Source organism: Thermodesulfatator indicus DSM 15286, from assembly GCF_000217795.1.
GTDB classification, from domain to species: Bacteria; Desulfobacterota; Thermodesulfobacteria; order Thermodesulfobacteriales; family Thermodesulfatatoraceae; genus Thermodesulfatator; species Thermodesulfatator indicus.
This window is the reverse complement of record NC_015681.1, coordinates 953407-966590: the sequence shown is the minus strand read 5'-3', so window position 1 is coordinate 966590 and position 13184 is coordinate 953407. Positions and strand designations below refer to the sequence as shown.

7 protein-coding genes and 2 pseudogenes are annotated in these 13184 nt (G+C 39.5%); 4 read left to right on the top strand and 5 right to left on the bottom strand.

The genetic code is table 11. The features are described 5' to 3' along the window. Positions 1–22 precede the first annotated feature (22 nt). From THEIN_RS04635 to THEIN_RS04620, 3 genes and pseudogenes are all read left to right on the top strand, one after another. Entirely contained in the window at positions 23–1387 is a 1365-nt protein-coding gene (locus THEIN_RS04635) for an HDOD domain-containing protein (RefSeq protein WP_013907531.1), read from the top strand. Between the two features lie 119 nt (positions 1388–1506). Next, positions 1507–2759: pseudogene (locus tag THEIN_RS04630) on the top strand (IS110 family RNA-guided transposase). 438 nt (positions 2760–3197) lie between these two features. Next, the gene (locus THEIN_RS04620; RefSeq protein ID WP_013907530.1) at positions 3198–4166 is read left to right on the top strand and encodes an IS110 family RNA-guided transposase; all 969 of its coding nucleotides are present in this window, start codon (positions 3198–3200) and stop codon (positions 4164–4166) included. A 297-nt stretch (positions 4167–4463) separates the two neighbouring features. Here THEIN_RS04620 and THEIN_RS04615 read toward each other — a convergent pair whose 3' ends face one another. Further along, on the bottom strand, positions 4464–5879 hold the full coding sequence (locus THEIN_RS04615) for an ATP-binding response regulator (protein WP_013907529.1): 1416 nt from the start codon (positions 5877–5879) through the stop codon (positions 4464–4466). A 754-nt stretch (positions 5880–6633) separates the two neighbouring features. On the opposite strand from THEIN_RS04615, the gene THEIN_RS04610 reads away from it, so the two are divergent. Continuing rightward, a complete protein-coding gene (locus THEIN_RS04610) occupies positions 6634–7098 on the top strand; it encodes an FKBP-type peptidyl-prolyl cis-trans isomerase (RefSeq protein WP_013907528.1) in 465 nt (154 codons plus the stop codon). 52 nt (positions 7099–7150) lie between these two features. Here THEIN_RS04610 and THEIN_RS04605 read toward each other — a convergent pair. The 4 genes and pseudogenes from THEIN_RS04605 to THEIN_RS04590 all read right to left on the bottom strand — a co-directional run bounded on the left by THEIN_RS04605 (position 7151) and on the right by THEIN_RS04590 (position 12937). Then, positions 7151–8334 (bottom strand): annotated as a pseudogene (locus tag THEIN_RS04605) (methionine adenosyltransferase). Beyond that, positions 8335–10977 (bottom strand): valine--tRNA ligase, encoded by a 2643-nt coding sequence (locus THEIN_RS04600; RefSeq protein ID WP_013907527.1) that lies wholly within the window; start codon positions 10975–10977, stop codon positions 8335–8337. Between the two features lie 90 nt (positions 10978–11067). Then, the gene (gene mutM, locus THEIN_RS04595) at positions 11068–11871 is read right to left on the bottom strand and encodes a DNA-formamidopyrimidine glycosylase (RefSeq protein WP_013907526.1); all 804 of its coding nucleotides are present in this window, start codon (positions 11869–11871) and stop codon (positions 11068–11070) included. Beyond that, positions 11840–12937, bottom strand: coding sequence for an AI-2E family transporter (locus THEIN_RS04590; protein ID WP_013907525.1), 1098 nt, complete (start codon positions 12935–12937; stop codon positions 11840–11842). Before THEIN_RS04590 ends, mutM begins: the two co-directional genes overlap by 32 nt. Between the last annotated feature and the right edge of the window lie 247 nt (positions 12938–13184).

The window sequence follows — 13184 nt, the reverse complement described above, 5'->3', positions numbered from 1 at the left end:
TTGTTTTTCCGATAAAGCTTAGATGATGATGGTCAATAACACAAGGCATGTTCCCGAAATAGAATGGTCGAAGATAAAGGAACTATTAGCTGACAAAGAACTCCCCTGTAGTTATGAGGCTCTTACTCTGTTAGAAAACCTTGATTCAGAAGAGGTGTCTCTTCAAGAACTAGCTGACCATATTTTAAAAGATTATGGCCTTACAAATAAAGTAATTAAATTAGCTAATTCTTGTTTTTATAATCCTAATGGAGTAGAGATAATAACTGTTTCTAAAGCTATCTTGTTTCTTGGTTTTGAAAAAATTAGAGAAATTATCTTAGTATCTGATTATCTTGAAGAGATAATAGCTAAAACAAACTCTAATAATAGAGAAACTGTTTTGCGTCTTTTAGGGCAGACTTTTTTAGGAGCTTATTTAGGTAGACAAATCGCTTTTCATTTAAAAATTCCTTTAGAGGAATTTTTTATTCAGCTTCTTTTTCATAGGTTAATTAGAATAATATTAGCTATATATTTTCCGGAACTTTATAAAAAAATAGAAATATTTGAACAAGAAAATCCCCAAAAACTAAAAAGAAAACTTTTTAGGTTAGCTAGCTTTATGGGGCAAAAATGGTCTTTGCCAGAGATTTTGATTTCAACTTTTGAAGGTTCTCCTGCCGCTCAAAAGGAAAATCATCCAGCAAAATATATAGAAACTATAAGTGACGCTGTAAAATTTTTATCTACTGGACAAAAGGAAAAGGCCTTTGAATTACTTCAACGTAATTTTAAATTAAAAAAAGAAGAAATAGAACAAAAGATCAAAAAAGCAATAGAAATTACTCGCGAATTACATGATTCTTTATTGAAAGAATTAAGATTTTCAATAAATACTAAAAAAGTTGAAACTAAAGTGGACATTTCTAACGAATTTCTATTTGAAAAAGCTATAAAAGAAATCACTTCTAATTTAGTTTCTCAGGCTGACTTTCAATATATACTTTCTATAGTAGCTGAGACACTAATCAGAGTGTTTAACTGTGAAACTGTTCTTTTCGGTATTTATAATCAAGTTTCAAAAAGTATAGTAATTCGCTATTCTTTAGGAAAAAATAGAAGGATATGGAAAGGTAGGAATTTTTACATAAACGATATTTTAGAAAAAATTTTTGCCAAACAAATTGAATGGACTTGTTCTGCCAAAAATACTTCTGAGCTGTTTCCTTTTATAGAAAACGAGAAAGAGTTGATGTTTTCTCCTTTAGTTTTTTTAGGCCGTCCTTTGGGTATCCTTATAGCCATAAGAAATTATCCGTTTTCAGGAGAGGATTTACAGAAAATAGAAATATTAAGAAATTTATTTTTGCTCTCTTTTCAAAGGTTAAGTAAAATTTTTCGGTAGTTTTAATTATTAACCTCCATGCCCCAAAGGGGCACAACGAAGGCATGAAAACATTGAAAAGAGAGGAGCCATGGATATTTTGTTGCTTCAAAAAGTCTTTAAAAAGGAGGTATATACCCATGGCTCCTGAAAAAGAAAATAACCAGGTTTTAAGAATTATTCATCCCATTTGTTGTGGCCTTGACGTTCATAAGCGTTTCGTCTCAGCATGTATCCTAAAGACTCTTCCTGATGGTTCTATAGAAGTCGAAGTTCGAGAATTTGAAACTTTTACCGACGATCTTATAGCCCTGAGAGAATGGCTGATCGAAAAAGATTGTCCCATTGTAGCCATGGAAAGCACAGGTGTTTACTGGCAGCCTATACACAATATTTTAGAAGGCTATGTGGAAGTGATCTTAGTCAATGCCAGGCATATCAAAAATGTCCCTGGACGAAAGACGGATGTCTCAGACAGCCGCTGGTTAGCAGAATTACTTCGTGTAGGTCTGCTACGGGCAAGTTATATTCCCCCAAAACAAGTTCGTTTCTGGAGAGAGCTAGTACGACTTAGACAGAAACATGTCAAAACGCTTGCTGATTATAAGAAAAGAGTTCAAAAGCTTTTTGAATCAGCAAATATTAAGCTAGACAATGTAGTTTCAGATTTGTTTGGGGAAACAGGTCGTCAAATCATGAGATTACTTTTAGAGACCCCCAAGCCTAGCCTTGAAGAAGTTAGGGCTTGTGCTAAAGGGAAACTTAAGAAGAAAGTAGAAGAGCTCTATCGCTCTATTTGTGGCTTTTTCGAAGAGCATCATCGTTTTCTTTTGCATTCGCTCTTAAGCATAATAGAGACTCTGGAAAAAGAGATAGGGATTATGGATATAAGGATCAAGGAAGTAATGAGACACCATGAAGATTTAATAGAGAGATTAAAAGGGATACCAGGAGTAAGTGAAGTTTCAGCGCGAGCTATTTTGGCAGAAGTAGGGCCGGATCTGAGAAGTTTTCAAATGAGAGGGCGCTAGCCAGTTGGGCAGGAGTTTGTCCAGGGAATAACGAAAGTGGAGGAAAGAGGATTAGCGGCAAGAGCCCGGTAAAGAAACATCCTTTAAGAAGCGTTTTGATAGAGGTGTCTTGGGCGGCCACGAGGAAGAAAGGGACATATTATGCGGCAAAATATAGGCAACTTCGTGCTCGTCGAGGGCCTAAGAAAGCCATAGGGGCCATAGCGCATAAGATATTGAAAGCGGTGTATTTTATCATCAAAGAGGGTCAGGAATACAGGGAATTAGGGGCAAATCATCTGAAGCAGATAAATAGGGAGAGATTATTGACAAAAATAAAAGAAGAAGCAGAAAGACTTGGGTATAAAGTGGTAGCGGCATAAAACAGCGAGGTAAGGTCGTAGCTCCCACTGAAGCCAAAGAGCGCGATATTAACCTGACCGACCACCAGCAGGCACAACAAATTGTAGGCTTTGACCACGCACAGGAATCTCTCTTGAACTAGAGTTGGTGGTTATTGGTCGATGTTTTCACAGGATGGGGCCACTAAATAGGCGACAATTGAGTCATTGTGTGGTTTTAAGTAAAGGACAAAAGCATTAAAGTAAAAAAAGTTGGTAGGGAGGGACAGGCTGTTGAGTCATGGAACGTTTGCTTTTTAGCAAACTGTTCGATCGCAAGATTAGCCGTCCTTCCCTGTGTTTGAACAGTATCCGGGACGTTTCCAATTACGGAAACTGTCCGTATACAAGGCTAAACCTGGAAGGACCTCCCTACCAACAATCTTTATTTTATCTCAAAGAAAGGAGAATTGAAGACCTATGAAAAATTTATCTTTTCTTGGGGTGGATGTGGCCAAGGATACATTGGTTATTTTTGATGGCCAGAAGGTTTACGAGTTTCAAAACGAAAGGGGTTTAAAGAAATTTAAGAGGAAGTTTTTTAAGAAGAAAGAAGACAGGAAGAAAAGGGTGGTGATATACGAGCCCACAGGGCCATATTCGGTATTTCTGGAGGAGTTCTGTGCTACGAATATGATAAAAGTAGTATCCCTTAACCCCAGAAAAGTCCCCCGTTTAAGAGAAGTATTAGGTCATAGAGCAAAAACAGATAATCTTGATGCGAAACTGTTATACGAATATCACAAGATAGTTAGCGAAGAAGAGATCAAAGAAATAGAATATAACGAAAATTTAGAGAAATTAGCTTTATTGTTAAGTGAGTATCAATTACTTCAAAATATAGAAAACAAGTTATCTAATTTTCTAGAGTATTTAGATAGAGTACCAGTAGATAGTAAAGAAAGCAAAAAACACATACAGAAAAACTTAGAAGAAACAAGGCAGAGGCTTCAGAAGATAAAGAAAGAGATGGAGGAATTAGTAAATAAAGATGACGACATAAACAGAGGGGTTAGAGAGATAGAGAAAGTTAAAGGTATAGGGAAGATGATAGCGACATATTGTTACATCTTTTTTCGGAAGAGGCGGATAAGAAACCGGCGGGAGGTAGTAGCTCTAGCAGGATTGGACCCGGAAGTAAAGGAATCTGGTAAGAGGAAGCTGGTAACCAGGATAAGCAAGAAAGGGGATAATAGGTTAAGGGGTTTGCTTTTTATGGGGGCGCTTAGTGCCATAAGATGTAAAGAAGGGGGACTAAAAGAGTATTACGAAAGTTTGATAAAGAGAGGAAAACCGAAGAAAGTGGCCATAATAGCCTGTGCCAGAAAATTATTGATATTTGCTTTCTATAATTACAAAAAATGGCAAATGGAAGCTCAAAGTGCTTGACAAAAACCACAGTATCTTGCGAGCGAAGCGAAGCAATCCCTGAGACTGCTTCGACCTCTAACGAGGCCTCGCAGTGACAGCGAAGGTTACTTTGCTTTAGTGATTATGTCAGCGGCGATACTTTGTCGTGTAAAAAACACTCGGATTAATAATAAGAGATTTGCTTAAGAGACTACTTCACCCAGGTGGGCTCGCAGTGACAGCGCAGAACAAATCATTTTGCGAGGCTACGCCATTAACCGAAGTAATCTCAACCTATGTTTTTAAACTTTGCAAATGTTTCTAAAAAACTAGATATTATGTATTTGATAAGGCTTCGGCTAATTCTTTTATAGAGAATGGCTTTACAAGAACTTTTAATGCCCCAGCTTCTTTGAGAGTCTTTTCAAGTTTTTTGTCTCTTTCTCCGGTTGTTATTAATATTTTGGCTTTAGGATTGAGATTTTTAATTTCCACTAAAAATTCTAAACCATTCATTTTAGGTAAGTGATAATCAGAAATAACAAAGTCAAAGGTTTCTTTTTTGGTCAAAAATTCTTTGTAAATATTTAAGGCTTGATCAGGGTTCTTTTTCCAAGTAACTTTATATCCCATGAATTCTAGAGTTTCCTTTAAAAAAGAGCCAATTTCTGGTTCGTCTTCCAATAAAAGAATATGTTTTTTGGGAATTACATAGACATTGAGCTCAGGGCTTTTTTTGTTATTGATATCTGACTGTTTAAAATAAGAATTTTCTTGAGCAGCAGGTAAAAAGATTTCTATTTTGGTGCCTTCTCCTGGCTCACTTTCTATATTGATTTCTCCTCCGTGAGATTTGACAATATATTTAACCATGGCTAATCCTAGCCCTCTGACCTTGTCCTTTGAAGAAAAATAGGGGATAAAAACCAGAGGTAGATCAGAAGGTTTAATACCTATACCACTGTCAATTAGAGTAAACCTAAGGTAAGGTCCTGGATTTAGTTCTCTTTTTTTATATGTTAGATAGACGTTTTCAACTTCTAAAATTAAGTAGCCACCGGTTGGCATAGCTTCCAAAGAATTTTTAACTAGGTTTATAAAAATTTGTATCAAATGAATTTTGTCTATCTTTGGGGGCCAAACATTTTCAGGGATATACAAAGTCCACTTAATATTTTTATTATCTAAAATCGACTCAAATACCTCTTGCAAAGTTTCGTATAAATCAAATTTTTGGTTAGGGTTATCGGTCATTAAATTTTCAGCAAATTCTTTGGCTCGCGATAAGGCCAGCTTAGCTTTCAGCAAATATTTTTTTTGACGCTCTTCGTCATAGGCTATTTGGGCTAGTTCAAGATACCCTTGAACGGCAAATAGAAAATTTCTAAAATCATGAGCTAGGCCACGAACAATAAAATTTAAAATATCGGATCTTTCTTTTTGGACGGCAGAAAAAGTTTTTTCCGTGTGTTCAAGAAAAGAAAAATAAAAAAAGCCGCCCTTTAAAGAATTATTTTCAATAAAAGGAGAATAAACAACTTGGACTTCTCGTCCTCCAAGGTTAGCAAAAAAATGAGATGCTTTTTGGAGATCCCAATTAGGAAATAAATTTTTCAAATTTATTTCTTTTTCGAAAAATTTCCCGGTAATACTAGATAAAGTATCGCTAATAGCCGCTACTTCTCCATTTTGGTCACAAAAAAGAATAGGCGCGGGGATACTCTTAATCAAATTGAAATATACCTCCTCCATGTTTGACCTCTTCTATGGTTCTCGTTTAAAGCTAAATTGATAATGATTGAAAACCTTCGAAGATGCCTTTTCTATAGTTCGTCACTTATAATGCATAACTTAAATATTCCGAAAAATAAAGAAGCAAATAAAATTCTAAATTCAGGATTTTTGTCAGGGAGCTTAATAAAGAGGCCAAAAATTTTACACCCTAGATTTTTGCATAGACGGTAATCATGGAAGAGATTTTTGCAAAGTTCAAAATAACAGAAATTGATCGCCACGGCGACTAAGTTGCCTCGCGATAGAGATTGTTTTGCCACTTCGTAGCTCGCAAGATACTCTCTGTCACGGCGAGGAGCCAGCTCCTATTCCGTCACTGTGAGCCCAAATTGGGCGAAGCAGTCTCGTAAGTACGGCCTTTTACAAAGGTCTCCTAAAATTTTATGCTGTTTCTGCGAATAACTATCTCTTTTATTGAGAGAACAAAGTGACAAAACAATCCCGTAGGATCGCAGCACCCATTGTGCCTCAGAAGACTTTATCCTTTATCGTTATAAATTGGACTAAACCTAATATCTGGGTGATCTAAACGCTAAAGTCGCATAAAAGTAAGCATAGAAGTAAAATTAGCTTTCATGTGGAAGTTTAACAAAATATTTTATTAAATTTTTCTTTTTTTATTTTTAGACTTATGCTATCTTAATTTGGAGAGGGATGCTAAGGCCCACCTACCTTAGTTCCCTTCACGAATAATTTTTAAGGAGTTATGTTTATGCGTAAAGTTAAGTTAGGTGATGTAGTAAGCATTCATTGTGTAGGCAAATTAGCCAATGGCGAAGTTTTTGAAAGCACAGAAGGTGGTCCTCCTTTTCAGTTTCAGGTTGGCTCTCCAGAAATTATCCCCGGGCTTTCTGAGGCGGTAATTGGTATGGCTGAAGGTGAAGAAAAAGAAATTACTTTGTCTCCTGATAAAGCTTTTGGCGAAAGAGACGAAAGATTAGTTAAAGTGGTTCCTAAAGATGCTCTTTCTCTTGATACGGAGCCACAGGTAGGCATGATGTTAAATCTAGTGTTTAATACCGAGCAGGGAGAAGTTACTGTGCCCGCTACCATCACTAATATCGATGAAGAAAATCTTACTCTCGATTTAAATCCCCCGCTCGCAGGAGAAACCGTAACTTTTTACATCAAAGTAGTAGAGATTGAAAACGGAGAATCCCCCATCATTACTCCGTAACATCTGCCGGGCCCGGCAAACGGGCCCTTCTTTTTAAAAGCAGCTTAGTTTGCTAGCGATAATTTCGCGCCATAAGGTTGGAGCTTTCTTTAGCTCCTCTTGAGCCAGTTCTCTTGCTAACGATGCTATCTTTGGAAAATCTTCTTCTGTTCTTAATCGCAAAGAAAGAGTTTGGGGTTCTGTGATATCCTATACGGCTAACTATAGTCACATAAGCCTCTTCAATTTCTTCTATTTCAGAAACAAGTTTTTGGGCAATTTTTTGGGCCAACAAATTATAAATTTTCCCCACGTGGCTTATGGGGTTTTTGCCCGCGGCGGCTTCAAGGCTCATAGGCCTAAAAGGCGTGATTAAGCCGTTTACCCGATTGCCACGCCCTACTTCGCCGTCATCTCCAGCTTCAGCCGAAGTGCCCGTTACCGTTAGATAAATATCTCCTTTATCCGGATCGTCCGCCGCATTTATGAAAACTTCCAAATTTGGATAATGTGGAGAGAAATAATCTTTTTGTGGAGAGAAATAATCTTTTATAAGTTTTACAATTTTCTCTTTCCAGCCAAAATAGTCATTAAGGCCTGAAAGATAGCGCCCTACCGCTGCACAGGCAATGGTAAGGCGGAAATTATCCTCCTCGCGCACCCCCATAACCTTTATATCTTCCCCAATAGCTGGATATTTTTCTTTCAAATGAGCGTTAAGGTATTTTTCCGATTTGAGCACCAACTCCTCAAGAGGACTCATGGGAGCAAATCCCACGCCTATTGAAGTGTCGTTAGCCAGAGGGACTCCTTTTTTCTGGTATTTAAGAAACAATTCCACCAGCTCCGGGGCACCTGGCCTAACTAGTGTGTTTATCTTTACGTGTTTTTCAGGGTCTAAAGCGTGAAAATTTTGGCGAAAGAAGTTTTCTGCTACCTGGTGGGCCAGGTCTTCAACTGGCACCTGTATATCTTTAAAAAAGAGGGTAGCTCGCCCTACCAATAAATCTCAAATGGCTCAAGGACCTCTCCACCACCAAAAACAGGCCTTGTCCGGCCGGCAAAAAGAAGACCTTTGTCCACGTTGTGGTGCAAAATAAAGCCAAATTTGTCCAGGTAAAATTGACAAAGGGCCCGGGAAAACCCCTCAGCCAGGGCATCACAAATGGTATCCGGATGGCCCAGGCCCTTTCTCTCACACACTTCAAGACTCAAAGACGCCACAGCTTGATCTTTTAAAGGCCCAACCACTATCATTTAAGCTAGCTCCTTTAAGCGTTTCATGTTCTCATGAATACGACTGAGCCTTTCTTCAAGCTCCTGACGACGAGCCTTTTCTTTTTCTATTACTTCTTTAGGGGCCTTTTTCAAAAAGCCTTCATTTTCAAGGCGACTTTTAACCCGGGAAAGCTCTTTTAGAACTTTTTCTTCTTCTTTAGCTAGTTTTTTGAGTTCAGCTTTAATATCTACCAAGCCTTCAAGGGGAACAAAAATTTCTGCTTCTGCTAGCACGGCCTGAGCTGCTCCGCGAGGACGTTCTCCACCTTTTACTAGCTCTATTTCGGCCAAACGAGCTAGAAGTTTTATAACTGGAGAAAACTCTTCAAAAAGTTTTAGGGTTTCTTCCTTCTCCGCTCGCAAAATGACTTTGATTTTCGCTGTGGGGTGGAGGTTATAGTCAGCCCGAATAGCCCTTATAGCCACAATGGCTTCTTTTATTTTCTCAATCTCGCTTTCAAGATCATCATCTTCGAGTTCTTTAATTGGCTTAGGATAAGGAGCAACCATAATAGATTCACCTTCGTGCGGAATGGCCTGCCAAATTTCTTCGGTAACAAAAGGCATAAAAGGGTGTAGTAGCCTGAGACTGGTCTCAAGCACTTCTACCAGTACATTTTGGGCCAATTTTCTAGCTTCACCGCCTTCACTAAGAAAGCGTTTAGACATTTCCACATACCAGTCGCAGAATTCATGCCAGAAAAAGTGATAAGAGGTAAGAGCTGCCTGGTCAAATTCATAGTTGTCAAGGGCTTGGCGAACTTTGGCCACGGTTTTAGAGAGTCTTGAGAGGATCCAACGACTTTCTTTAGGGAGAGCCGCTTGTTTTAAGTCAACTCTTTCAAAATCGTTGTCTAGATTCATTAATACAAAACGAGCTGCATTCCAGATCTTGTTAACAAAGTGGCGGTACCCTTCTATGCGCGACTCGGCAAGCTTGATATCTCGCCCTTGGGCGGCCAAGGCAACCAATGTGAAACGGAAGGCGTCAGTGCCGTATTTTTCTATCATTACCAACGGGTCAATTACATTTCCGCGGCTCTTGCTCATCTTCTGGCCTTTTTCGTCGCGAACCAGGGCGTGGACATAGACGTCACGAAACGGGACTGCTCCCATAAAGTGAATCCCCATCATGAGCATACGAGCCACCCAGAAAAAGAGGATGTCGAAACTGGTTACGAGAAGAGACGTCGGATAATAAAGCCTGAGCTCAGGCGTATCTTCTGGCCAGCCGAGTGTAGAAAATGGCCATAAAGCAGAAGAAAACCAGGTATCAAGTACGTCTTCTTCCTGGTGAATATTTGTTGAGCCACAATGGGCACAGACTTCTGGAGTGTTACGAGAAACAGTGGTTTCCCCGCAATCCTTACACGTCCAAGCGGGAATACGGTGCCCCCACCATATCTGGCGAGAGATACACCAGTCTCTGATGTTGTACATCCAGTCGTAATAAAGATTTTTCCAATTTTCTGGAACAAGCCTGGTGAACCCCCGTTCAACAGCCGCTATAGCTGGTGTGGCCAGGGGTTTAGTCTTTACAAACCATTGTTTGGAAAGAAGGGGTTCAACTATGTCGTCACAGCGGTAACATTTTCCAAGCACTACTTCATAATCTTCTATTTTTTCAAGGAGTCCCTGAGTTTCTAAATCTTCTACTACTTTTTGGCGGGCGGTAAAGCGGTCAAGGCCAGCATAGGGGCCGGCTTCTTTAGTCATCTTTCCGTCCTCGTCCATAACTTTGACAAAGGGGAGATTATGACGTCTGGCAATCTCAAAGTCAGCAAAGTCATGAGCCGGTGTTACTTTTACCGCTCCGGTACCAAACTCAGGATCAACTTCTTTGTCTGCAATGATTGGAATTTCTCGTCCAATTAAAGGGAGCTTTATTTTTTTGCCAATAAGATGGCGATAACGTTCATCTTCGGGGTTTACCGCCACAGCGGTATCTCCAAGCATGGTCTCTGGCCGGGTAGTAGCCACTACTATATAGCCTGAACCGTCAACCAACGGATACCTGATGTACCAGAGATGGCCTGGAGTGGGTTCATGCTCTACTTCGATATCTGCTAGGGCGGTGTGACAGCGCGGGCACCAATTGATAATATAGTCTCCACGGTAAATAAGACCTTCTTCCCAGAGCCTGACAAAGACCTCACGGACAGCTTGTGACAGCCCCTCGTCCATGGTGAAACGTTGGCGAGACCAATCACAAGAACACCCCAAGCGTTTTAGCTGTTCAATAATGGCGCCGCCGTATTCCTCTTTCCATTGCCATACGCGCTTTAAAAATTCTTCGCGCCCGATGTCGTGCCGAGAAATGCCTTCTTTGGCAAGGGCTTTTTCTACAACGTTTTGCGTGGCGATACCGGCATGGTCTGTACCAGGAAGCCATAAGGTATCATAGCCGTCCATCCGTTTGTAACGGACAATGACGTCTTGCAAGGTATTATTTAAAGCATGCCCTATATGGAGCTTCCCTGTAACATTTGGAGGGGGAATAACCACTGAAAAATGGGGACGATTTGGGTCAAGCTTAGGCTTAAAAAAGCCTTTTTCTTCCCAATAGCGATACCACTTTTCTTCTACACCGCGATAATCGTAGGCTTTGGGCAGCTCTTTCACGTATCCCTCCTAAAGTTTTTTTAATGACCACTAAAGTTTATAACCACAAAATCTTCAATCGACCAGAGGTGTAGTGCTTTCCTCGTCTGACTATTTTTGGCAGTAGGGGCAAAAGGTGGTTCCTCGACCAGCAATATGGGCATAAGCCAAAGGCTTTTGGCACTTAGGGCAGGGCTTTCCTCGGCGGCCGTAAACTAAGTGTTTTTCCTGAAAACGGCCGCTTTCACCGTGGCCGTCAACGTAATTCCTAACAGACGATCCCCCAAGGTTTATGGCCTCATTGAGAATTTCTTTTATGGTTTTTAAAAGCCTTTGAGCTTCTTCAAAAGAAAGAGAATTAGCTGGCCGTTCTGGATGAACCCCTGCTCTAAATAAGCTTTCGTCAACGTAAATATTCCCAAGGCCTGTTATTTTCTCTTGATCTAGTAAAAAGGTTTTAATTTTTCGGGAGCTCTTATTTAAAAGCCTAAAAAAAGTATCAATGTTTAGCTCAAAGGGCTCTGGCCCTAATTTTTTTAAAAGTGGGCATTCGTCTAGCTCTTTAACGGGCCAGAGGACAAGGCGTCCAAATTGCCTTAAATCAGCATAATAAAGCTTGCCTTTTTCTAAAGAAAACTCAATGTGAGTATAAGGAGGTGGAGACAAAGGGTTCTCTAAATAAATCAGTTGACCTGTTAGTTTAAAGTGGACTAAAAGGACCCAGTTTCTCAGAAAAATTAAAAGCACCTTTCCTCGTCTTTTAAGGTCGTTTATGCTCTGACCTTTTATTTTTTCGGCAAAGTCATCAGGAGATACCAGTTTTGGTAAGGATACTTCACAACTTTTTATTGTTTGACCTTTAAGGCAGGTTTTAAGGCTATTTTTAATAGTCTCCACTTCGGGGAGTTCGGGCATAGAGTTCTTCTGTAATCTTTTGGCGGTAAATTTCAAGTACAGAGATGGATAGGGCTACTAAAATAGGCCCTAAAAAGACTCCGAGAAAGCCAAAAAACTTTAAGCCTCCAAGAATGCTAAAGAATATAAAGAGATTGTGAATTTCCGTGCGGCCACCGATAAAATAAGGCCTTATAAGGTTATCTATCTGGCTTATTATTACCGAACCATAAACAACCAAAATGACTGCTTTAACAAAAGCTCCCGAAATAGCCAAATATATGGCCACAGATACCCAAACCATAGCTGTTCCTAAAAGAGGGATGAAAGAGGCAAAAGCCGTTAATAGGCCGAGTAGAAAAGCAGAGTCAATACGAAGAATCAAATAGATTAAAAGGGCTAAGCCTCCTTGGGCTGCTGCTGTCAAAATAGAACCATAAAGCGTAGCCTCTATAACTTGTTGGACTTTTTTCATTATACGGTTGGCTTCATCTGGGGGTACAGGTAAAAGTTTTTTAATGCTATCTACGAAATAGTCTCCGTCTCGAAACAAATAGAAAAGAGTAAAAATCATAAAGACAACTTGTAAAATTATATTGATAGTGTTTCGAAAGATATCGGTTCCTCTAGAGAGGAGAAATTGCCCCACCGAAGAAGCTAGAGTGAGCAAAGTCTGCTGTATCTCTTGTTCATAAATGGCTATTTTTTCGTAAAAGATTTTGGCCAGGGCATATAACCGGGGATATTTTTCAGGATCAGGCATAAAGGCTATTGAAAACTGGCCCTTTTCTATATGGGTTTTAATAGTGGTAACGATATCAATAGCTTGAGTGGTAAGGCTGGCAAAGGCAAAAATAATGGGTACACAGATAAAAAATATAAAAAGTATGCAAAGCAGCAAAGAAGCAAGCCCTCTTCGGCCTCCCAATTTGCGCCGCAAAAAACGGTTAACAGGGTGCAAAAAAAGGGCGATAACCGCTGCCCAGGCAATAGGTTGAAAAAAAGGAAGGTAAAGGCGCAAGGTCAAAAAAATGACCGTGGCTGCTAAAGCAAAGCCTATTATAGGGGCAATAAGATTACGCTGCATAAATTAAAATTGTTATCAAATAATAGCCATTTTAGCTTTCTTGACCTATCGTTACGAGCAAAGCAATCTTTCACCTCAAGGCCCAATGAACCCAAATTCCTAGAACTTTGTAAAGCTCTTATTATGAAAATTCTCTCCCACCCAAAACGGCACTGCCTCATATATTTTTCCTTAACTTAATACCAGTTTCTGAAAAAGACAAAAAACTTTGATGACAAAACAGTTAAGATCTTTCAAAAAAATAAAG

Bases quoted from the DNA above. Each gene is read 5' to 3' on its own strand.
- THEIN_RS04635 (WP_013907531.1), top strand. From the start codon at position 23: ATGATGATGGTCAATAACACAAGGCATGTTCCCGAAATAGAATGGTCG.
- THEIN_RS04615 (WP_013907529.1), bottom strand. From the start codon at position 5,879: ATGGAGGAGGTATATTTCAATTTGATTAAGAGTATCCCCGCGCCTATT.
- THEIN_RS04620 (WP_013907530.1), top strand. From the start codon at position 3,198: ATGAAAAATTTATCTTTTCTTGGGGTGGATGTGGCCAAGGATACATTG.
- THEIN_RS04610 (WP_013907528.1), top strand. From the start codon at position 6,634: ATGCGTAAAGTTAAGTTAGGTGATGTAGTAAGCATTCATTGTGTAGGC.
- mutM (WP_013907526.1), bottom strand. From the start codon at position 11,871: ATGCCCGAACTCCCCGAAGTGGAGACTATTAAAAATAGCCTTAAAACC.
- THEIN_RS04590 (WP_013907525.1), bottom strand. From the start codon at position 12,937: ATGCAGCGTAATCTTATTGCCCCTATAATAGGCTTTGCTTTAGCAGCC.